This is a genomic window from Caballeronia sp. LZ032, from assembly GCF_031451315.1.
In the GTDB taxonomy this organism is placed as follows: Bacteria; Pseudomonadota; Gammaproteobacteria; order Burkholderiales; family Burkholderiaceae; genus Caballeronia.
Window position 1 is genome coordinate 237,153 of the sequence record NZ_JARUXP010000001.1, and the last position, 20,350, is coordinate 257,502.

Here is a 20,350-nt window from a genome sequence, read left to right on the forward strand (position 1 = left end):
AAGTTGCGCCAGCCTTCTGTCAGACGTGCCATTCGTCTGACGGCTTGCCGCCATCCTGATCCGGCACGCGTCGCGCCAGCGCGCCGAAAGCTCTGAAAGCCGCGCCGCACAAGGCGCACCGGCCTCGCCACGAGTTGCGCGGGCACGTTAAACTCCTTCTTCTCACGCAGCGTGCGGCCGAACCGCGCGTTCAAGCTTTGCCAATCCAGAATCAGCACCAGGAGAGCGGGATGACTTATGTGTTTCCTCCGGCGTCGGCCGCGGCCGTGCCCGTCGACGGTTCGAACGAGCAGTTTCCCGTGCGCCGCATCTACTGCGTCGGACGCAACTACGAGGCCCATGCGCGTGAAATGGGTCACGACCCGGATCGCGAGCCGCCGTTCTTCTTCAGCAAGCCGGCCGACGCCGTGCTGAATGTCGCGCCCGGCGCTACCGGCGAGTTGCCCTATCCGTCACAGACCAGGAACCTGCATTTCGAGATGGAACTGGTCGCGGCGATCGGCAAGCAGGGCAAGGACATTCCCGCCGAACGCGGGCTCGATTACGTCTACGGCTACGCGCTCGGCCTCGACATGACGCGCCGCGACCTGCAGGCCGAAGCCAAGAAGCTCGGCCGTCCGTGGGACACCGCGAAGGGCTTCGACCACTCCGCGCCGATCGGCCCCATTCACCCGGTGTCGAAGGTCGGGCACCTCGAAAAGAGCGCGATCTGGCTGACCGTCAACGGCGAGGAAAAGCAGCGCTCGGATATCTCGCAACTGATCTGGTCGGTGGGCGAGACGGTGGCCTACCTGTCGACCCTGTTCGAACTGTTCCCCGGCGATCTCATCTTCACCGGCACGCCCGAGGGCGTCGGCGCGGTCGTGAAGGGCGACTTGATGAAGGGCGGCGTGGACGGCATCGGTGAATTCTCGGTGCGTGTGGTCTGAGCCCGCGGCCATGAAGCTCTACAGCTATTTCCGCAGTTCGGCGGCGTATCGCGTGCGCATCGCGCTGAACCTCAAGGGGCTCGACTACGAGTACGCCGCCATCCATCTGCTGCGCGACGGCGGCGAACAGCTCAAGGCCGACTATCGCGCGATGAATCCGGACGGCATCGTGCCGGCGCTGGTCGATGGCGACGACACGCTCACGCAATCGCTCGCGATCATCGAATATCTGGAGGAGACGCATCCGGAGCCGCCGCTGCTGCCGAAGCATCCCGCCGATCGCGCGTTCGTGCGTTCAGTGGCGCTGCAGGTCGCGTGCGAAATCCATCCGCTCGACAATCTGCGCGTGCTCAAGTACCTGAAACACCAGGTCAAGGTGCCCGAGGAATCGAAGGATGCGTGGTACAGGCACTGGGTGGAAACCGGCTTCGCATCGTTGGAACAGCGCCTCGCTGCGGACCGGCGCGTCGGCGCGCTGACCTTCGGCGACACGCCCACCGTTGCCGATCTCTGCCTCGTGCCGCAGGTGTTCAATGCGCGGCGTTTCGGGATCGACGTGAGCCGTTATCCGACCATCGAGCGCATCGCGGATCACGCGGGCACGCTGGATGCCTTCGCCCGGGCCGCGCCGGCGCAGCAGCCAGACGCCGAATGACGGCGGCGGTTTCGGCCGGGGCGTTGCCGGGATTCCTGTCGGGCGCGGGACTCGGCGCGAGCCTCATCATGGCGATCGGCGCTCAGAATGCCTTCGTGCTGCGGCAAGGGCTGAAGCGCAGGCATGTCGGCGTCGTCGTGACGATCTGCGCGGCGATCGATGTGCTGCTGATCGCGCTGGGCGTCGGCGGCATGGGCGCGCTCATTTCGCGGGCGCCCGTGCTGCTCGACGTGATCCGCTGGGCGGGCGCGATCTTCGTGTTCCTGTACGGCGTGCGCGCGTTCCTCGCGGCCTGGCGCGGGCCCGGACATCTGCATGCCGCGGACGGCGAAACGCAGACGGCGCTCGGCGCGGCGTCGACGGTGCTCGCGCTGTCGCTGCTCAATCCACACGTTTATCTCGACACCGTCGTGCTGCTGGGCGGCATCGGCGCGCAGCGCGGCTGGCCCGGCAATGCATGGTTCGCGGCGGGCGCCATGTGTTCGTCGATTGTCTGGTTCACCGCGCTCGGCTATGGCGCGCGCTTGCTGGAGCCATGGTTCGAGAAGGACGTCTCTTGGCGCGTGCTGGACGTGATCGTGGGCTGCGTGATGTGGTGGATCGCGGCGTCGCTGCTTCTCGCACGATGAATCGCCCGATGAAAAAGGGCGTTCGCATCGAACGCCCTTGTTCTTTCCGCAGACCCCGCATTCAACCCAGCAATGCGTCCGCGAATTCCTCCGCGCTGAACGGCTGCAGATCCTCGACCTTCTCGCCCACGCCGATGAAATAAACCGGAATGGGCCGCTGCCGCGCGATGGCCGCGATGATGCCGCCCTTCGCCGTGCCATCCAGTTTCGTGACGATCAGGCCGGTGAGGCCGAGCGCGTCGTCGAACGCCTTCACTTGCGCGAGCGCGTTCTGGCCGGTGTTGGCATCGATCACGAGCAGCACTTCGTGCGGCGCATCGGGCATGGCCTTCGCGATCACGCGGCGCACCTTGCGCAGCTCTTCCATCAAGTGCAATTGCGTGGGCAGGCGTCCGGCGGTGTCGGCCATCATGACGTCGATCTTGCGGGCGCGCGCCGCACCGACCGCGTCGAAGATCACCGCGGCGGCATCGCCGCTTTCCTGCGCGATCACGGTCACGTTGTTGCGTTCGCCCCAGACCATCAGCTGCTCGCGCGCGGCGGCGCGGAAGGTGTCGCCGGCGGCCAGCAGCACGGACTGGTTGAAGCGCTGCAGATGCTTCGCCAGCTTGCCGATACTCGTCGTCTTGCCGACGCCGTTCACGCCCGCGATCATCATCACCAGCGGCTGTGCGCGGCCGAGCATCAGCGATTTTTCGAGCGGACGCAGCAGATCGATCAGCAATTCGCGCAGGGCAGCCTTGACCTGCGACGCCTCGGTCAGACGTTCCGAGCGCACTTTCTCGCGCAGGGATTCGAGCAGGAATTCGGTGGCGTCGATGCCGGCATCTGACATCAGCAGCGCGGTCTCGAGTTCTTCGTACAGATCCTCGTCGATCTTCGCGCTGACGAAGATGCCCGTCAGGTTGGAGCTCGTCTTCGACAGGCCGTGACGCAGGCGCGAGAGCCAGGACTTCTTCGCGGCGGGGTCGGCATCGGGCGGCGGGACGATTTCCTCGCTCGCCTGATCCGTTTCCGGGCCGCGCGACCATTGCGACTGCGTGCGGCCTTGCCAGTAGGGTTTTGCGTCTTCGGCGTGCGCTGACGGGACAGGTGCAGGTGCGGGCGTAGGTGCAGGCGCAGGCGCGGGCGCAGTAACAGGCGCTGGTGCCGCAGCAGGCTCATCCTGTGCCGCTTCTTCCGCCGCGAGCGCTTGCCGTTCGAGCTCGGCCTCAGACACTTCTTCCTCGCCGGACGCCTCGGGCGACAAGTCCTCGGGCGTGTCGAGCGGCTCGTCAGCCGGCTTTTTGAATTTCTTGAAGAAGCTGAACATGGGTGTGTGGCGATGATGCGCGCGTCATCCGTCGGCCTGTCGCGTGCGCCCGCCGGGCGCCTCGCCGGCAAGCCCGCGCGAAGGAATGGAAGCCGCGTATTTTATCAGGCGCGCGGAGCCCTTTCCGGGGCGCAAGCGCACGGTTCGCGGCACTGCGGGCCGCTGTGGTAACGTGGGCGCTCGATGCGCACGAAAACCAATCGCGAACAATCGCAATCCAGACGAAAACTGCGCGCCCGGAATCGAATCCCGTTGCCTCATGCCTCGCTCCCCAGCTACCCGCTCCGTTCTGCCCAGCCATACGCCCTCGCGCGGTGGCAAACCTCACACCATCCGCATCATCGGCGGCGACTGGAAGCGCACGCCGCTGCCGGTGCTCGATCTCGACGGCCTGCGTCCCACGCCCGATCGCGTGCGCGAGACGCTCTTCAACTGGCTCGGCCAGGACATGAGCGGACAGCACTGTCTCGATCTGTTTGCCGGCAGCGGCGCGCTCGGCTTCGAAGCGGCGTCGCGCGGCGCCGCGCGCGTGCTGATGGTCGAGCGCAACGCCAAGGCCGCTGCCCAAATGCGCGCGAACCAGGCGAAGCTCGGCGCACGCAACATCGAGATCGCCGAAGCCGATGCGCTGCGCCTGGCCGCGAGTCTCGCGCCCGGCAGCTTTGATGTCGTCTTCCTGGATCCGCCATTCGGCGATCAGGCGCTGCTCTTGCGCGCGCTCGAACTGGCGGCGCCGCTCGTCAATGCCGATGGCGCGCTTTACGTCGAGTGCGGCGATTTGCTGGATGTGTCGCAGATCGAAGCGCTGGCCGGCTGGTCGGTGGTGCGTGACGGCAAGGCGGGTGCGGTCCGCTATCATTTGCTGCGCCGCCAAAATGAGGAATAATGCGCGTTCCCCAGACTGGCGCAGCCGGTGATGCGGGACGTGAAGCAGAACAGGTCGTCGCAAAGACGCGGCCCAAGGTCAATTGGAAGAGGAGAAGCCCATGGTTGTCGCCGTGTATCCGGGAACGTTCGACCCGCTGACTCGCGGGCATGAGGACATCGTCCGGCGCGCATCGAGCATCTTTGATCAGCTCGTCGTGGGCGTGGCGGACAGCCGGGCGAAGAAGCCGTTTTTCTCGCTGCAGGAAAGGCTGGATATCGCGCACGACGTGCTCGGTCACTATCCCAACGTGCAGGTGAGCAGCTTCACCGGCTTGCTGAAGGACTTCGTGCGCAAGAACAACGCGCGCGTCATCGTGCGCGGCCTGCGTGCCGTGTCGGACTTCGAATACGAATTCCAGATGGCCGGCATGAACCGCTATCTGCTGCCCGATGTCGAGACGATGTTCATGACGCCGTCGGATCAGTACCAGTTCATCTCGGGGACGATCGTGCGCGAGATTGCGCAGCTGGGCGGCGATGTCAGCAAGTTCGTGTTCCCGTCGGTGGAAAAGCGGCTGACCGATAAAGTGGTTATCCTGTCTCAGAAGGATTCCGCGGCGCCCTGAAGCGCCGGACCCGCCACCCGGATGACCGGGCGCGCGGGTTTCATGCCGGTGCGAGAACCGGCGCAAGAGAGTGAAGCATGTCTTTGATCATCACCGACGAGTGCATCAACTGCGACGTTTGCGAGCCCGAGTGCCCGAACGACGCCATTTCGATGGGTCCCGAGATCTACGTGATCGACCCGAACAAATGCACGGAGTGCGTCGGCCACTATGACGAGCCGCAGTGCCAGCAGGTCTGTCCCGTCGAATGCATTCCGCGCGATCCGGCGCATGTGGAAACGCCGGAACAGTTGCTCGTCAAATACCGCGCGTTGATGGCGGCGAAGGGCGAATAAGCCCTTCCTCCACGTTCAGCCCATCACTTCGTTCAAGGCCGCGACGAGCGCAGCGCATTCAGCCGGCGTGCCGATCGAGATCCGCAGATGCTGGTCGATGCGCGGCAGCCTGAAGTGACGCACGAAGATCTCGCGAGTCTTGAGCGCGGCGGCGAGCGTTGCGGCGTCGTGCGCGGGATGCTTCGCGAACACGAAATTCGCAGCCGACGGCAGCACGCCGAAACCCAGTTCCTGTAGCTGAGCCACGAGCGTTTCACGGCTCGCCACGACCTTCGCGCAACATTGTTCGAACCACGACGGATCCTCGTAGGAGGCCTGCGCCGCGACTTGTGCCAGCCGGTCGAGCGGATACGAGTTGAAGCTGTCCTTCACGCGCGTCAGCGCTTCGATCAACGCCGCATCGCCGAATGCAAAGCCCACGCGCATGCCGGCCAGCGAGCGCGCCTTCGACGTCGTCTGCACGACCAGCAGGTTCGGATAGGCGTCGATCAGGCTCACGGCCGATTCCGCGCCGAAATCCACATACGCTTCATCGACGATCACCGGTGCGTCCGGATTCGCCTTCAGCAGCACCTCGATCTCGGACAGCGGCAAGGCGCGGCCGGTCGGGGCGTTCGGATTCGGCAGCAGCACGCCGCCGCTCGGCGCACGGTAATCGTCCACGTCGATGGCGAAGTCCGCGTTCAGCGGAACCGTCCGGTACTCGACGCCGTACAGCTGCGCATACACCGGATAGAAGCTGTAGGTGATATCGGGGAAGGCGATCGGCCGCTCATGCTTCAACAGCGCCTGGAACGCATGCGCCAGCACTTCGTCCGAACCGTTGCCGACGAACACCTGCTCGACGCGCAGACCATGATGCCGCGCGACGGTTTCACGCAGCGCGCGCGCGGTCGGATCGGGATACTTGCGCAACGACGCGCCGTCCTCGCCGAGTTCGCGGCGAATCGCCTCGAGCACGCGCGGCGACGGCGGATAGGGATTCTCGTTGGTATTCAGCTTGACGGGATGCGCCAGCGCGGGCTGTTCGCCCGGCACATACGGCGTCAGTCGATGAACGATGTCGCTCCAGAAACGGCTCACGGTCGGCTCCAGTCAGGGGTTACGGTGCAGGTTCATCATCGCGCGCTCGGTTTCCCCGGCGACGACGAAAGGCATCACGGCGAGCGCGCGCTCGATCGACTGATCGATCACGTCCTGCTCTTCGCGTCGCGGCGGCTTCAGCACGAAGTTCGCGACATCGGGCTTCGCGCCCGCGCGCGCGCCTTCGGGAATCAGATCGCGCGGATGCCCGATGCCGATCCGCAAGCGCCAGTACTGCTGCGACGACAGATGCGCGGAGATGTCCTTGAGGCCGTTGTGGCCGCCGCTGCCGCCGCCGAGCTTCATCTTGACGGTGCCGGGCGGCAGGTCGAGTTCGTCGTGCGCGACGAGGATGTCATCGGGCAGGATCTTGAAGAACTGCGCGAGCGCGACCACCGATTGCCCCGAGCGGTTCATGAAGGTCTGCGGTTCCAGCAGATGCACTTCGTGGCCGTGCAGGCGTCCCTTGCCGTAGAAACCGTGGAAGCGGCGTTCGTCGCGCAGCGTGGCGCCGGCGTCGCGTGCCAGTTGGTCGACGAACCAGAAGCCCGCGTTATGCCGCGTCGCGGTGTATTCGGCGCCTGGATTGCCCAGGCCGACGATCAGCTTGATCATGTCGAATCAGCGCAAGCCCGAAGGCCCGCTCGGTCAGAAGCCAAAAAAAACCCGCCGGGCTTGCGCACCGGCGGGTCACGTCGACCGCCCTTGCGGACGGATCGAGAGGATAGCGATAAAGACGCTTATTCGGCAGCCGGCGTTTCGCCTTGAGCTGCTTCGCCAGACTCTTCCGACACGACGGCAGCCGGAATGGTCGCCGAAGCCACCACCGGGTTTTCTGCGTCGACGGCGATCGTCAGGCTCACGCCCTTCGGCAGCGCGATGTCCTTGGCGTGCATCGTCTGGCCGGCTTCGATCTTGGCCAGATCGATTTCCAGGAACTCAGGCAGGTCTGCCGGCAGGCATTCCACTTCCAGTTCCGTCACGACGTGGCTGATCACCGCGCCCGACAGCTTCACGGCCGGGTTGGTTTCCTGGTTCATGAAGTGCAGCGGCACCTTGGTGTGCAACTTCTTGTTCGCGTCAACGCGTTGGAAGTCCACGTGCAGCACGTACTGCTTGAACGGGTGGTATTGCACGTCGCGCAGGAGAACCTGTTGCGACTTGCCGGCCACTTCCAGTTCCAGGATCGACGAATGGAACACTTCTTTCTTCAGGGCATGCCACAGGGCGTTGTGATCGAGTTCGACCAGTTGAACGTCCGCAGCACCACCGTACACGATACCCGGGGTCTTGCCCGAGTTGCGCAGGCGGCGGCTCGCACCCGTACCTTGCTTGCTACGCTCGAAAGCGACGACTTTCATGTTTGACTCCTCTATCTGCCCGCGACCAGGCAGGGAAACCGGGATCATCGAAAAGGTGTGATCCCACAACAAGCGATGCGAACCTTCGTACGTTCGCATCGATCATGCAAAAAGACGCGAAGCCTGAGGGTTTCGCGTCTTTTCGCCAATTCTGCTTAACCTTCGGCGAACAGCGAGATCACCGAGTCGCCGCGCCGGATGCGGGAGAACGTCTCCGCGAGCAGGCCTGCGCTCGACAGCGGGCGGATCTTCGCGCACGCCAGGGATTCGGCCGAGAGCGGAATGGTATCCGTCACGACGAGTTCATCCAGTTCCGACGCCGTGATGCGCGCCGCCGCGCCGCCCGACAGGACCGGGTGGGTGGCGTAGGCGAACACCTGCTTGGCGCCGCGCTGCTTCAGCACTTGCGCGGCCTTGCACAGCGTGCCGGCGGTGTCGACCATGTCGTCCATGATGACGCAGGTACGGCCTTCGACTTCACCGATGATGTTCATCACTTCGGCGACATTCGCTTTCGGACGACGTTTGTCGATGATCGCCAGATCCGTGTTCAACTGCTTCGCGAGCGCACGCGCGCGCACCACACCGCCGACGTCCGGCGACACGACCAGCAGATGGTCATGATTCTGCTTGCGCAGGTCGCCGAGCAGTACGGGCGTGGCGTAGATGTTGTCGACGGGGATGTCGAAGAAACCTTGAATCTGGTCGGCGTGAAGGTCCATGGTGATCACGCGATCGACGCCGGCAATTTCCAGCATGTTCGCGACGACCTTCGCCGAGATGGCCACGCGCGCCGAACGCGGACGGCGGTCCTGGCGTGCATAGCCGAAGTAGGGGATGGCTGCGGTGATCCGGCCGGCGGATGCGCGCTTGAGCGCATCGACCATGATCATCAGTTCCATCAGATTGTCGTTCGTGGGAGCGCAGGTGGACTGCAGCACGAACACGTCCTTGCCCCGAACGTTTTCCTGAATCTCGACCATGATCTCGCCGTCGGAGAAACGGCTGACCATCGCTTTGCCAAGTGGGATTCCAAGGATTTTGACGACTTCCTGTGCAAGCGCGGGATTGGCGTTGCCAGTAAAAACCATCAGGCCGTCACTGCTCATCGTGCACCTGTCTGCGGCTGGGGGCGAGAGGAAAAACGCGAGAAAAAGAATGGCAGGGGAGGAAGGACTCGAACCCTCGCATGCCGGAATCAAAATCCGGTGCCTTGACCAACTTGGCGACTCCCCTACACTAACTTTGAGTTTCGCCGAGAAGTGTAGGACATGCCCGGCAAAACAAAACCTTATGACGCGAAAGCGAAGAGAGGATGAGAATCCAGACTTGCCGTTACCACACTCTTCCAGCTTGCCGGCAGTTTGACTTGCGCCATTTCTGCTTCGGCTCGGCTGGGGAAAGCGGCAAAAACGCTTGCTCCAGATCCGGTCATTCGCGCTGGCGCGAGACTGGAAAACCACTCGAGCACTTGCGCAACTTCCGCGTACTTTTCTGCAACTACAGCCTGCATGTCATTTCGACCGAAGCTGTCTGGCCAGTTAGTGTCTGACCTTTGCTGTGCAAGAAAGTCCATCATTGTGGCGACTTTCGTATCCCGTGTCAAGCTTTTTTCGGAGAAAATCGCCGCGGTTGGGACGTGGACAGCAGGATTCACCACCAGGAAGAAACGTTGCGGCAGTTTTACTGCTTGCAGCGCTTCGCCCACTCCTTCTGCGAAAGCATTTTGCCCGAAGACAAAAAACGGCACGTCCGCGCCGAGTTGCAGGCCGAGATTCTGCAGAATCTCACGCGAAAGATCAACACCCCAGAGACGATTTAACGCCAAAAGAGTCGTGGCCGCGTCGGAACTGCCTCCGCCGAGGCCCGCGCCCATCGGCAGTCGCTTGTCGATCTCGATGTCCACGCCATGCTGCACGCCTGTGTGCTGCTGGAGCAGGCGGGCGGCGCGCACCACGAGGTCGTCGGATTCGGCGACTCCCGGCACGTCCGTCTTGCGGCGGATGACGCCGTCATCGCGCCGCGTGAAGTGCAGGCGATCGCCCCAGTCGAGCAGCTGGAAAACCGTCTGCAACGAGTGATAGCCGTCCGGACGGCGTCCCGTGATGTGCAGGAAGAGGTTCAGCTTTGCCGGCGCGAGACAGTCACGGAGCGAATCGTGGGTTACGGACATGCGGTGTATTCAAACAAGGTGCGGAAACGTTACTGGTCGAGCACCAGCTTGATGTCGAGCGGCGGTTCGCTGCGCGAGAGATTCACGCGCTTGACGCCGGTGGCGGGCGCGTCGGCATAGGCCAGATAGTCGATCGTCCAGCCGTCCTGCTTGATCTCCTTCGGACGGCCGTTGTTCGCCTCGGGATCCAGCGTGGTCTGCGCGCGGGAAGTGGGCGCGGCCGACGGCTGCAGCCAGTAGCGCAGACCTTCCACCGGCAGCGCGAAGCCAAGCGTGTTCTGCATGAGCTGCGACACGTTGTCGGCGCTGGCGGGCTGCCGGTTCGGCAGTTCGAGCGTGGCGAGCGACGGTGACGACGTCACGATCGCCATCGTCTGGCCGAGCGGATTGCGCAGTTGCAGCGTGACGGTGTCGCCGGTTTCCTGCCAGTCGAAGTTGCCATACGCGTTGCGCTGCACGCCGTTCTGGTCGTTGTACTGCACCGAGAAGCGGCCGTGGTACTCACGGCTCGTCTGCGTCGAGAGGGACGTGCTGGCGTTGGAGGTCGTGGGAAGCCGCGGCTGGAGCGCGCAACCGGACATCGCGAGTACGGTTGCGAGGCCGAGCGCACCGCGTCGAAGGGATGCGCCGGCGAGAAAGTCGAATGCCATCAAAGATCGTTCACCTGGAGTCGTTTGAGCGTTTTGACGAGCGTGTCGTTGTCCGGTTCGAGTTTTTGCGCCTGGCGCCACGTGGCGCGCGCCTCGTCCTGCTGCCCGGACTTCCACTGGACTTCGCCCAGATGCGCGCCGATCTCCGCGTTCGGCTGAATCTTGTACGCGCTCGACAGGATCTTTTCCGCTTCCGCCGCATTGCCCTGACGGAAGCGCGCCCAGCCGAGGCTGTCCATGATGAAGGCGTCGTTGGGCGCGAGCGCGACCGCTTTCTCGATCAGCTTCACGGCTTCGTCGAGCCGCTGGTTGCGATCGACCAGCGAATAACCGAGCGCGTTGTAGGCCTGCGGATTGTTCGGCTGCGTGCGCATCAGCGTGCGCAACTGCGTTTCCATCACGTCGTAGTGGCCGTTCTTCTCGGCGGCCATTGCGTAGTCGTAGATGAGATCGGGATCATCGGGAAAGGCCGCGACAGCCTTCGCGAGGTTATCTTCCGCTTCCGGATAGCGATGCGCCTCGAACAGAATGGCCGAGTCCGTGCGCGCGAGCAACGCGAGGTCGCGCGGGTCGGAGCTCTGCAGGTTGCCGAGCAGCGCACGCGCTTCATCGACCTTGCCCTGCTTCGCGAGGATCTGCGCGCGCGTGATCTGCGCGGGCAGGTATTGCTGGCTCGTGCGCGGAATGCGGTCGAGCCACTGGCTCGCGACGTCGTCGTTCTTCTGTTCCAGCGCCATCTGCGCCAGGTAGATGTACGCCTGTCCCGGGTCCGCGCCGGGCGTGTTCTCCGCGGCCTTCGCGTACTGGTTCAGGTAATCCTGCGCCTTGTCGAACTGCTTCTTCTGGATGTTGATCAGCGCGAGCGCCATCAGCGGCGTCAGATCCTTCGCGTCGTTCTTGCGCATGATCTCGAACTGCTTCTGCGCGTCGTCGAGCCGGTCGGCCGACAGATACAGCTGCGCCAGCGCAAGCCGTGCATCATGCGACTTCGGGTTCTTGTCGACGTACTTCTCGAACGACGCGATCCCTTCCTGACGTTCCTGCGGACCCATGCGCGCCAGCGTCAGCGCGGCCGGCAGATAGTCCGGCTTGAGCTGCAGCGCTTTTTCGAGCGACGCCTTCGCGCCCGGCTGATCGTCGGCGAGCAGTTGCTGGCGTGCAAGCGCGAGTTGCGCTTCGGGCCGGTCCTGGTCGTTGGCGGTCAGGTCCTTCAGGACATTCAAACCGCCCACCCGATTCGGCCCGCGCGCCAGCAGCGCCTGCAACGACAACAGCGCTTCGCCGCGCTGCGCGGGCGCCACTTTCGCGAGTTCGCGCTCGAGCGTGGGCTTCGCGTCTTCCGGCTTGCCGGCGACGATCTGCAGCGACGCGCTCAGTTGCGACGCGCGCTCCGAATGCGGCGCGAACTGCTGCCAGAGTTGTGCCGATGTGAGCGCGTCGTTCGGGCTCTGGGCGGCGATGGCGATCTCGGTCGCGCGCTGCGCGAAACGCGGATCGTGCGTGTCGCGGGCCAGCGCGAGATAGGTCTGGAATGCGGGCGCGGGCTGACCGCGCTGCAGGGCGACTTCCGCGGCCAGAACCTGGAAGACGATCTGGCTGGACATCGATACGTTCGGCAGGTCCTGCGTTTCACTGCCGCTGACCGGCGCGGTGAGCAGTTCGGCGGCGTTCTGCGCGTCGGCCTGGTCGTCGCTGCTTGGAGCGGAGGTTGCGCCTGGAACGGGTGAAGCATTGGGTTCCTGAGCGTGTACGGGCGTGAACGCAAGCGCCGACATCGCAAGCGCGACGGCGCCGGCGATGCGCGACATGGGCATGGCGAACGAATGCGCCAAGCCGGCCTGACGCTTCGCAAACAGCTTCATGACGAACGGGTTCATGGAATTCCAGACGATGTTTCGGTCGATTGTAACGCGGTCGCTAAAATACCGGCACAACGCCCCAGCAAGTCTCACTCCACACAAATGCCCGAACTGCCAGAAGTCGAAGTCACCCGCCGGGGAATCGAACCGTATGTCGCCGGAAGGCGCGTCGAGCATGTCGATGTCCGCACGCCGGCCTTGCGCTGGCCGATTCCGGCGCACCTGCCGAAGACGCTCGATCGTCTGAAGATCGAGCGGGTCGAGCGGCGCGGCAAGTACCTGTTGTTCGAGACCGTGGAGGGCTGGCTGATTGTTCATCTCGGCATGACCGGCACGCTGCGCGTCCTGCGTCACACGCCGCGTCCGCCTGACGCCGCGAAGCATGATCACGTCGATATCGTGTTCGACGATTTCATCCTGCGCTTTCGCGATCCGCGCCGTTTCGGCGCGATTCTCTGGCATCCCCGCGCCGATGGCGACGTCTTCGATCATCCGCTGCTCGCGAGTCTCGGCGTCGAGCCGTTCTCGCCGGAGTTTTCGGGCGCGCTGCTGTTCCGGGAGACGCGCGGACGCAAGGTGTCGGTGAAGCAGGCGCTGCTGGCGGGCGGGATCGTCGTGGGCGTGGGCAACATTTACGCATCGGAAAGCCTGTTTCGCGCCGGCATCCGCCCGACGACCGCCGCGGGACGCATCTCGCTCGTGCGCTACGATCTGCTCGCCGACGCGGTGCGCGTGACGCTCGCCGCCGCCATTGAAAAGGGTGGCAGCACCTTGCGCGATTTCGTCGGCAGCAATGGCGAATCGGGCTATTTCCAGCTCGACTACTTCGTCTATGATCGCGCGGGCCTGCCGTGTCACGTCTGCGGCACGCCCATCAGACAGATCGTCCAGGGGCAACGCTCCACCTACTTCTGCCCGCGCTGCCAACGCTGACTCCGATGCTCGCCCTCACCGATTTCTCCACGCGCCTGATCGCGTGGCAACGCATTCACGGCCGCCACGACCTGCCGTGGCAAAACACGCGCGACGCGTATCGCATCTGGCTGTCGGAGATCATGTTGCAGCAGACGCAGGTGTCCACCGTCATCCCGTATTACGCGCGCTTTCTCGAACGGTTTCCTTCGGTGGCGGCGCTCGCCGATGCCCCGCTCGACGATGTCATGGCGCTCTGGGCCGGTCTCGGCTACTACTCGCGGGCGCGCAACCTGCATCGTTGCGCGCAGGTCGTCGCGTACGAGCACGGCGGCGCCTTTCCCCAGACCGTGGACGAACTGGCGGAACTGCCTGGCATCGGCCGTTCGACGGCGGCGGCCATTGCGTCGTTCGCGTTCAGTGCGCGCGCGACGATTCTCGACGGCAACGTGAAGCGCGTGCTGGCGCGGGTATTCGGTGTCGAAGGCTTCACGGGCGAAAAGCGCGTGGAAAACGCGTTATGGACGCTGGCCGAATCGCTGTTGCCGGATGCGGCGAAGCCGGATGAGGTCACCGCGTACACGCAAGGTCTGATGGATCTCGGCGCGACGCTCTGCGTGCGCGGCAAGCCCGACTGCGCGCGTTGTCCGTTCATGGCGGATTGCGTCGCGAAGGTCGAAGGGCGGCAGCGCGAGTTGCCCGCCGCCCGGCCGAAGAAGACCGTGCCGACGCGCAAGACCTGGATGCTGGTGCTGAAGGACGGCGATTCCGTGCTGCTGGAAAAGCGCCCGCCCACGGGTATCTGGGGCGGCCTGTGGAGCCTGCCCGAAGCGGCCGACGAGACGGCGCTCGCGACGCTTGCGCAGCGCTTCGGCGGCGATGAGTCCTTGCAGCGGCTCGCACCGCTGACCCACACGTTCACTCACTTCAAGCTCGATATCGAGCCGCGTATCGGCGTGGCGCGTGGTGCGCCGCTCGAGGCGATGAACGTCGAAACCGTGTGGGCGCCGCTTGCGCGCATCGATGCCTACGGCGTGCCCTCGCCCGTGCGCAAGCTGCTCGACGCGCTGAGCGGTTCGCTGATTTAAGGCGTCACTCAGCGTCAGAGCAGCTGATGGTGCTGCATGTAGTGATGCACGACATCGATGCGCGCGCCGGCGTCCATCAGTTCCATCAGCTTCTGGCGGGCGCGCATCGGGATCGGCAGGATTTCGGAGAGGCGGTTGGACACCCAGGTGGGATCGTCGAACAGGAAGGGTTCGACGAACGGCAGATTCTGCGGTTCGCGCTCCCGGATCGTATCGATGATGCGCTCCAGCACTTCCGCGCATGCGCCGAACTTGGCCAGCGTTTCCGAGCCCTGCAAGGGCTGGTCGTCGCCCAGCAACTGCACGGTGCCGACCAGCAGGTTGCTCGGCTCGACGCGATGGTCGATCAGCTTGAAACGCGCCGTGCCGCGCGCCTGCACGAGCAGCAGGCCGAAAGTATCGACATCGCATTCGGCGATCTCGGCAAGGCAGCCGATCGGCTCCGGCACCGACGGATCGCCCGGCGAGGCAACTTCATGCCCGCTTTTCAGCAGGCAGACGCCGAACGGCGATTGCTCGCGCAGACAACCGCGCGCCATGTCCAGGTAACGCGCCTCGAAGATCTTGAGCGGCAGCAGCCCGCCGGGAAACAGCACGGTGTGAAGCGGAAACAGCGGCAGATCGTCCAGAACCGGATTCGCGGGAATCGAAGACATCGCGTCCCTCCAGGGTGGATCGCCAGCGTGGCGATCAGGTTCGCGCGTGAACCGCTTCGCCATCCACCGGGATGGGCGCGTCACGATGCCGCACGATCACATTGGCCTGGTCGCGAAAACGCGCGGCAAGCGCCTCCGCGATGAACACCGAACGATGCTGTCCGCCCGTGCATCCGACCGCAACGGTCAGATAGCTGCGGTTGTCATCGCGAAAACGTGGCAGCCATTTGCCGACGAACGCGCCGATGTCCTCGATCATCTCGCCGACCAGCGGCTGCGCCGAGAGAAAGTCGATGATGGGCTTGTCGCGGCCGGTGAAGGGGCGCAGCTCGCGGTCGTAGTAGGGATTGGGCAGGGTGCGGACGTCGAACACGAGATCGGCGTCGAGCGGCACGCCGCGCTTGAAGCCGAACGATTCGAACATCAGCGTGAGATCGGCCGCGTCGGTTTCGACGAAGCGCTTGACCCATGCGCGCAGCACATTCGCGCGCAGATTGCTGGTGTCGATCTGATGCCCGTACTCCGCGAGGCCGGCGACCAGTTCGCGTTCGCGCTCGATCGCCTCGGCCAGCGAGTTCAGCAAGCCGACGTCGGCTTCGCGCATCGGCGGACCGGACAGCGGATGACGCCGGCGTGTTTCGGAAAAGCGCTGGATGAGCGACTGCGTGCTCGCGTTCAGGAACAGCACGCGCAGGTCGTATTGGGCCGAGAGCGTGTGGATGATGCTGGGGACTTCATCGAGCGAAAGGCTGGAGCGCGCGTCGATGGCGACGGCCAGGCGGGTCTGTCCTTCCTTCGCGAGATGGGCGGCAAGTTCGGGCAGAAAACGGGGCGGCAGGTTGTCGACGCAGTAGTAGCCGCCGTCTTCCAGCGCGTTCAAGGCAACGGACTTGCCGGAACCGGAGATGCCGGTAATCAGGATGATACGCATGGGAATCGACTCGTTCGCTTAATCTTAGCACCTGCTCTTGATTCGAATCCGGGCGCGAAATGATCGCTGCGCTCGCTGCAATCTACGTTACGCGACCGCCTCAGATCAGCTTGCCGGGAAACTGGCTGTCCGGATCCTGCATGGCGAGCCGCTGACGATCCATGAAGTCGCGCAAGGTATCGATGCCGCGCAGTTGCAGGATCGTGTTGCGCACCGCGGCTTCCACCAGCACAGCAAGGTTGCGGCCTGCTGCCACCTGGATGGTCACCTTGCTGATCGGCAGGCCGAGGACGTCGACGGTCTGGCTCTCCAGCGGCAGGCGCTGGAATTCGCCGTCAGGACGGCGCACCAGCTGCACGATCAGCTTCAATTTCATCTTCCGGCGCACGGCGGTCTCGCCGAAGATGGTCTTGATGTCGAGCAGGCCCAGACCGCGCACTTCGAGCAGGTTCTGCAACAGCGGCGGGCAGCGGCCTTCGACGAAGTCCGGGCCGAGCCGCACGAAATCGACGGCGTCATCCGCCACCAGGCCGTGACCGCGGCTGATGAGCTCCAGGCCCAGTTCACTCTTGCCGAGACCGGAGTCGCCGGTGAGCAGCACGCCCATCCCGAGGATGTCGATGAACACGCCGTGCAAGGTCGCGCGCGGCGCGAGGATGCGCGACATGTAGGCGCGCAGGCTGTCGATGACCGCCGCCGCCGACATGCGCGTCGTGAATAGCGGCGTCGACGAGCGCGTGCAGCGCAGGACCAGTTCGGGCGGCGCGCCGACTTCGCCCGCGACGACCAGGAACGGCGGTTCGAGCGCGATCAGTTCGGCCATGTGGCGCGAACGGTCTTCGTCGGATTGGCGCTGGTAGTAGTTGATCTCGGCGTCGCCGAGCACCTGGATGCGGTTCGGGTGGATCAGGTTCAAATGGCCGACGAGGTCGGCGCTCGACGTCGCGTTCGCTACGGTTTCGCTCGAGAAACCGCGCTCCCAGCCTTCATGCCCCGTGAGCCAACTGAGCTTCAGAGTGGCGGCGTTGTCGTCGAAAATGCTTTGGGCGTTGATGCTGGACGTATCCATGAGGCCGGAACTCCGTTGGAAGCCGGGAGCAGCCTTCGCTTGACGACGAAGCGGGTTGCTTCGATACGCCGCATGGCGCTGCTTTTGACCGATTGTGCCCCAGAAGCCTGACGTAAGCGAGGCGCGTCCAATGCAGGAGCGGGACGGACGCGAACAGGACGGACACGCTCTGGACGCGGATCCGCCCGGGTCGTGCGGCTATTACGGTTGCCACTGCGTGAGCACTTGATAGAGCGCTTCACGATTTTCTTCCTTGTGCAGACGCTCGCGCGCCTCGCTGTCGGAGAGCAGTTGCGCGATCTCCGAGAGAATTTCCAGATGCTGCTGGGTGGCCTGTTCGGGCACGAGCAGGAAGATCAGGAGGGAGACCGGCTGGCCGTCGGGGGATTCGAACGCGACGGGTTCGGACAGGCGCACGAACGCGGCGAGCGGCTGCTTGAGTCCCTTGATGCGGCCATGAGGAATGGCGACGCCTTCGCCGAGGCCGGTCGAGCCGAGTCTTTCACGAGCGAAGAGGTTGTCGGTGACGATACTGCGGGCGATACCGTTCTGATTTTCGAAGATCAGGCCCGCTTGCTCGAATACACGTTTCTTGCTGGTAACGGACAGTCCGAGAACGACGTTCTCGATGGGAAGAAATTTGGCTAAACGATTCATGTTGGCAGGCTGATGCGTGGCCTGAAAGCTCCTCATCGTGGCTGCTGTCTGAAAGCGCTCACGGCGATGTGAAACAAAAAGTGCGCTGACGGCGGTTCCCTGCAGCGTGCCTGTCGTGTGGCCCCGAAAAATTACCGGACCATTATAGAACAGGCCTTACCGCGATGGTGCGCCGCGCAAACGTACGGTTGGCGATCCAATGTGCAGTACAAAACACTGAAAATCAATGGCTTGGGCGAATCACAGCCAAAATGCAACAAAAAAGCCGCCAGGCAAGGCGGCTTCTGTTCGATGCAACTCCGTCAGGCGCGTGTCAGCAGATTCGAGGTTTTCCTCCAAATGCACCCGCCGTCGTTCGGGCGGCGGGCCTGCGGTGCATCGGTCAGTCTTACGGCGACGGCGCCTCGATGCTCTGCGGCTCCGCGTGGTACTTCACTGATTCATGCGCGTGGCCCTGGATCTTGTCCTTGTGCTTGATGACCTGGCGGTCGAGCTTGTCGACCATCAGGTCGATTGCCGCATACATATCAGCGTCACAACTCTCGATGAAAATGTCCTTGCCCTTGAGGTGCAGGTTGATTTCCGCCTTTTGGCGCTTGTCCTTTTCCCTATGATTGTCGACCGAGAGGACAACGTTGCCGTCGATAACTTGATCGAAATGACGGAGCACCCTGTCCAGCTTCGTGATCACGTACTCGCGCAACGCAGGCGTCAATTCGAGGTGATGTCCGCTGATCTTCAGATTCATAGTTGCTCTCCAAGCTAGTGGCCGTATGCCACGAAGCTCGTCCGATGCCGGTCGCGGTGCGATCCCTCAGCGCTTCAACAGAATGCGCTTGAAAAACGGGTCGCATCGGCCGGCTCGTGCGCGCATTCGCGGGACGGCCGGTCAACGTCCATCGCAATATGCAATGGACTACAGAGACGGGTCATAGAGACTTGCGCAGATTCACTGCCGGAATTCGGAGCGCTTCGCGGTATTTCGCTACGGTGCGCCGCGCAACGACAAAACCTTGTTCCGCCAGCAATTCGGCGATGCGGCTGTCTGAAAGAGGAGTTTTGGGTTCTTCCGCTCCTATCAGTTGCTTGATGAGGGCCCGGATCGCCGTGGACGATGCCGCGCCTCCGGTGTCAGTCGAGACGTGTGAACCGAAGAAGTATTTGAACTCGAGCGTCCCGAACGGGGTGAGCATGTACTTCCCGGTGGTCACACGAGAAACCGTCGACTCGTGTAAACCCAGCGTATCAGCAATCTCCCGCAAAACCAAGGGGCGCATGGCGATTTCGCCATGTGCAAAAAAGTTCTTCTGACGCTCGACAATAGCCTGCGCAACACGCAGGATCGTCTCGAATCTTTGCTGAATATTCTTGATCAGCCAGCGCGCTTCCTGAAGCTGTTGCCGCAGCGATCCGCTGCCCGGATCGCCCCGGTTGTTGCGCAGGATATTCGCGTACAAATGATTGATGCGCAGCTTCGGCACGATCTCCGGATTCAGCTCGGCCGTCCAGCCGCCGGTGGTCTTCCTGACCAGGATGTCCGGCACCACGTAGTCCGCTTCGCTCTTGCCATACGCCGCGCCCGGAAACGGCTCCAGCGACTTGATCAGCACGTGCGCGTCGCGCAGGGCGTCGTCGCTGGCCTTGAGCTGCTTGCGCAGGCGCGTGAAGTCGCGCGCGGCGAGCAATTCAAGATGGTTCGTGACGATGTCCAGCGCCAGCGTCCGCGTAGGTGACGCTTCGAGCCGCAGCAATTGCAGCTTCAGACATTCCGACGCCGACCTTCCACCGACGCCCGACGGATCGAAACTCTGCAGCAACGCGAGTGCCGCGCTCAGTTCGTCGACTTCGACTTCGAGTTCTTCGGGCAGGTCGGCCTGGATTTCGTCGAGCGATGAAGTCAGATAGCCGTCTTCATCGAGCGACTCGATCAGGAACGTGATCAACGCGCGATCCCGCTGATTCGCCGAAGTCATGCGCAACTGCGCGGTCAGGTGGTCGCGCAGCGTGGTGGTGGATTCATGGATCTGCAGCGGCGGAAGATCGTCGTCGTCCGAGGCGTTGCTCGCGCGGCCGTAGTCTTCCAGGTTCCACGAACTCGTATCCGTACCGCCGTCCGAGCCCATGCCGTTGTACTCGTCGACACCCTGAGGCTCGCTGTTTTCCGAGCGTTCGGAACTGGAGGCGCTGGAGGACGAGCCGTTGCTCATCATCGAGTCGCCGGGCGCGCTGGACGCCGCGGGCGCTGCGATCAGCGAACCGTCCGCCGCCACCCGCAGCGGGCTGGCGATCCAGTCGTCTTCGTTCTCGAGGAGCGGGTTCTGGGAGATCGCCATGGCGACCTCCTGCTGCAATTCGAGCGTGGACAACTGCAGCAGCCGGATCGACTGCTGCAGTTGCGGTGTCAGCGCAAGATGCTGCGAGAGGCGGAGTTGGAGGCTGGCTTTCATGGCAAGGTTTTCTTCATTGTAGAGAGTTTGCCACGCGCGCGAAACCTCGCGGCGAATCCAGAATGACGCGTGCCGCCCCGAGGGCGGCACGTAAGTTTTGCTGCTTGCGCT

At 63.7% G+C, this 20,350-nt stretch carries 22 protein-coding genes and 1 tRNA gene; 8 read left to right on the forward strand and 15 right to left on the reverse strand.

Going from position 1 to position 20,350, the window contains the following annotated elements:
• Positions 1-230 precede the first annotated feature (230 nt).
• Genes QCE69_RS01140 through QCE69_RS01150 form a run of 3 tightly spaced genes read left to right on the forward strand, consistent with a single transcriptional unit; the run spans position 231 to position 2,213 of the window.
• A complete protein-coding gene (locus QCE69_RS01140) occupies positions 231-929 on the forward strand; it encodes a fumarylacetoacetate hydrolase family protein (RefSeq protein WP_309913513.1) in 699 nt (232 codons plus the stop codon).
• A gap of 10 nt (positions 930-939) precedes the next feature.
• Positions 940-1,584 (forward strand): maleylacetoacetate isomerase, encoded by a 645-nt coding sequence (gene maiA / locus QCE69_RS01145; protein WP_309929008.1) that lies wholly within the window; start codon positions 940-942, stop codon positions 1,582-1,584.
• Positions 1,581-2,213, forward strand: coding sequence for a LysE/ArgO family amino acid transporter (locus tag QCE69_RS01150; RefSeq protein WP_309929011.1), 633 nt, complete (start codon positions 1,581-1,583; stop codon positions 2,211-2,213). Before maiA ends, QCE69_RS01150 begins: the two co-directional genes overlap by 4 nt.
• 61 nt (positions 2,214-2,274) lie before the next feature.
• On the opposite strand, the gene ftsY is transcribed toward QCE69_RS01150, so the two are convergent.
• Entirely contained in the window at positions 2,275-3,525 is a 1,251-nt protein-coding gene (gene ftsY / locus QCE69_RS01155) for a signal recognition particle-docking protein FtsY (RefSeq protein ID WP_309929013.1), read from the reverse strand.
• Between the two features lie 259 nt (positions 3,526-3,784).
• Here ftsY and rsmD point away from each other — a divergent pair, with 259 nt between their 5' ends.
• The 3 genes from rsmD to QCE69_RS01170 all read left to right on the forward strand — a co-directional run bounded on the left by rsmD (position 3,785) and on the right by QCE69_RS01170 (position 5,353).
• Positions 3,785-4,411, forward strand: a complete 627-nt coding sequence (gene rsmD, locus QCE69_RS01160) for a 16S rRNA (guanine(966)-N(2))-methyltransferase RsmD (RefSeq protein ID WP_309929015.1) — start codon at positions 3,785-3,787, stop codon at positions 4,409-4,411.
• Positions 4,412-4,511: 100 nt separating this feature from the next.
• Complete coding sequence (coaD, locus tag QCE69_RS01165; RefSeq protein WP_309807118.1) at positions 4,512-5,018, forward strand: pantetheine-phosphate adenylyltransferase; 507 nt, start codon at positions 4,512-4,514, stop codon at positions 5,016-5,018.
• Between the two features lie 77 nt (positions 5,019-5,095).
• Entirely contained in the window at positions 5,096-5,353 is a 258-nt protein-coding gene (locus tag QCE69_RS01170) for a YfhL family 4Fe-4S dicluster ferredoxin (protein ID WP_309807119.1), read from the forward strand.
• 15 nt (positions 5,354-5,368) lie between these two features.
• Here the strand turns inward: QCE69_RS01170 and hisC are convergent, their stop codons facing one another.
• The 8 genes from hisC to QCE69_RS01210 all read right to left on the reverse strand — a co-directional run bounded on the left by hisC (position 5,369) and on the right by QCE69_RS01210 (position 12,497).
• The gene (gene hisC / locus QCE69_RS01175) at positions 5,369-6,436 is read right to left on the reverse strand and encodes a histidinol-phosphate transaminase (protein ID WP_309929017.1); all 1,068 of its coding nucleotides are present in this window, start codon (positions 6,434-6,436) and stop codon (positions 5,369-5,371) included.
• A gap of 12 nt (positions 6,437-6,448) precedes the next feature.
• A complete protein-coding gene (gene pth, locus QCE69_RS01180; protein ID WP_309913525.1) occupies positions 6,449-7,051 on the reverse strand; it encodes an aminoacyl-tRNA hydrolase in 603 nt (200 codons plus the stop codon).
• 125 nt (positions 7,052-7,176) lie between these two features.
• Positions 7,177-7,797 carry a 50S ribosomal protein L25/general stress protein Ctc gene (locus QCE69_RS01185; RefSeq protein ID WP_309811349.1) on the reverse strand — a complete coding sequence of 207 codons (621 nt, stop codon included), beginning with the start codon at positions 7,795-7,797 and terminating at the stop codon, positions 7,177-7,179.
• Between the two features lie 155 nt (positions 7,798-7,952).
• Positions 7,953-8,906 (reverse strand): ribose-phosphate pyrophosphokinase, encoded by a 954-nt coding sequence (locus QCE69_RS01190; RefSeq protein ID WP_309807122.1) that lies wholly within the window; start codon positions 8,904-8,906, stop codon positions 7,953-7,955.
• A gap of 50 nt (positions 8,907-8,956) precedes the next feature.
• A tRNA-Gln gene (locus tag QCE69_RS01195) sits at positions 8,957-9,033 on the reverse strand.
• Between the two features lie 55 nt (positions 9,034-9,088).
• On the reverse strand, positions 9,089-9,970 hold the full coding sequence (gene ispE / locus QCE69_RS01200) for a 4-(cytidine 5'-diphospho)-2-C-methyl-D-erythritol kinase (RefSeq protein WP_309929019.1): 882 nt from the start codon (positions 9,968-9,970) through the stop codon (positions 9,089-9,091).
• Between the two features lie 29 nt (positions 9,971-9,999).
• A complete protein-coding gene (lolB, locus tag QCE69_RS01205; RefSeq protein WP_309913530.1) occupies positions 10,000-10,620 on the reverse strand; it encodes a lipoprotein insertase outer membrane protein LolB in 621 nt (206 codons plus the stop codon).
• Positions 10,620-12,497, reverse strand: a complete 1,878-nt coding sequence (locus QCE69_RS01210; RefSeq protein WP_309913532.1) for a tetratricopeptide repeat protein — start codon at positions 12,495-12,497, stop codon at positions 10,620-10,622. The genes lolB and QCE69_RS01210 overlap by 1 nt, the downstream gene beginning before the upstream one ends.
• An 84-nt stretch (positions 12,498-12,581) precedes the next feature.
• On the opposite strand from QCE69_RS01210, the gene mutM reads away from it, so the two are divergent.
• Positions 12,582-13,412 carry a bifunctional DNA-formamidopyrimidine glycosylase/DNA-(apurinic or apyrimidinic site) lyase gene (mutM, locus tag QCE69_RS01215; protein ID WP_309913534.1) on the forward strand — a complete coding sequence of 277 codons (831 nt, stop codon included), beginning with the start codon at positions 12,582-12,584 and terminating at the stop codon, positions 13,410-13,412.
• Positions 13,413-13,417: 5 nt separating this feature from the next.
• Positions 13,418-14,479, forward strand: a complete 1,062-nt coding sequence (mutY, locus tag QCE69_RS01220; RefSeq protein ID WP_309929021.1) for an A/G-specific adenine glycosylase — start codon at positions 13,418-13,420, stop codon at positions 14,477-14,479.
• A gap of 14 nt (positions 14,480-14,493) precedes the next feature.
• On the opposite strand, the gene QCE69_RS01225 is transcribed toward mutY, so the two are convergent.
• From QCE69_RS01225 to QCE69_RS01250, 6 genes are all read right to left on the reverse strand, one after another.
• Entirely contained in the window at positions 14,494-15,135 is a 642-nt protein-coding gene (locus QCE69_RS01225) for an LON peptidase substrate-binding domain-containing protein (protein WP_309929025.1), read from the reverse strand.
• A 34-nt stretch (positions 15,136-15,169) separates the two neighbouring features.
• Entirely contained in the window at positions 15,170-16,066 is an 897-nt protein-coding gene (gene rapZ / locus QCE69_RS01230) for an RNase adapter RapZ (RefSeq protein WP_309929027.1), read from the reverse strand.
• 100 nt (positions 16,067-16,166) lie between these two features.
• Positions 16,167-17,135 carry an HPr(Ser) kinase/phosphatase gene (gene hprK, locus QCE69_RS01235; protein WP_061172712.1) on the reverse strand — a complete coding sequence of 323 codons (969 nt, stop codon included), beginning with the start codon at positions 17,133-17,135 and terminating at the stop codon, positions 16,167-16,169.
• A gap of 201 nt (positions 17,136-17,336) precedes the next feature.
• Complete coding sequence (gene ptsN, locus QCE69_RS01240) at positions 17,337-17,792, reverse strand: PTS IIA-like nitrogen regulatory protein PtsN (RefSeq protein ID WP_309913543.1); 456 nt, start codon at positions 17,790-17,792, stop codon at positions 17,337-17,339.
• A 388-nt stretch (positions 17,793-18,180) separates the two neighbouring features.
• The gene (gene hpf / locus QCE69_RS01245; protein WP_309807131.1) at positions 18,181-18,540 is read right to left on the reverse strand and encodes a ribosome hibernation-promoting factor, HPF/YfiA family; all 360 of its coding nucleotides are present in this window, start codon (positions 18,538-18,540) and stop codon (positions 18,181-18,183) included.
• 181 nt (positions 18,541-18,721) lie between these two features.
• A complete protein-coding gene (locus QCE69_RS01250; protein WP_309929028.1) occupies positions 18,722-20,239 on the reverse strand; it encodes an RNA polymerase factor sigma-54 in 1,518 nt (505 codons plus the stop codon).
• Positions 20,240-20,350 lie beyond the last annotated feature (111 nt).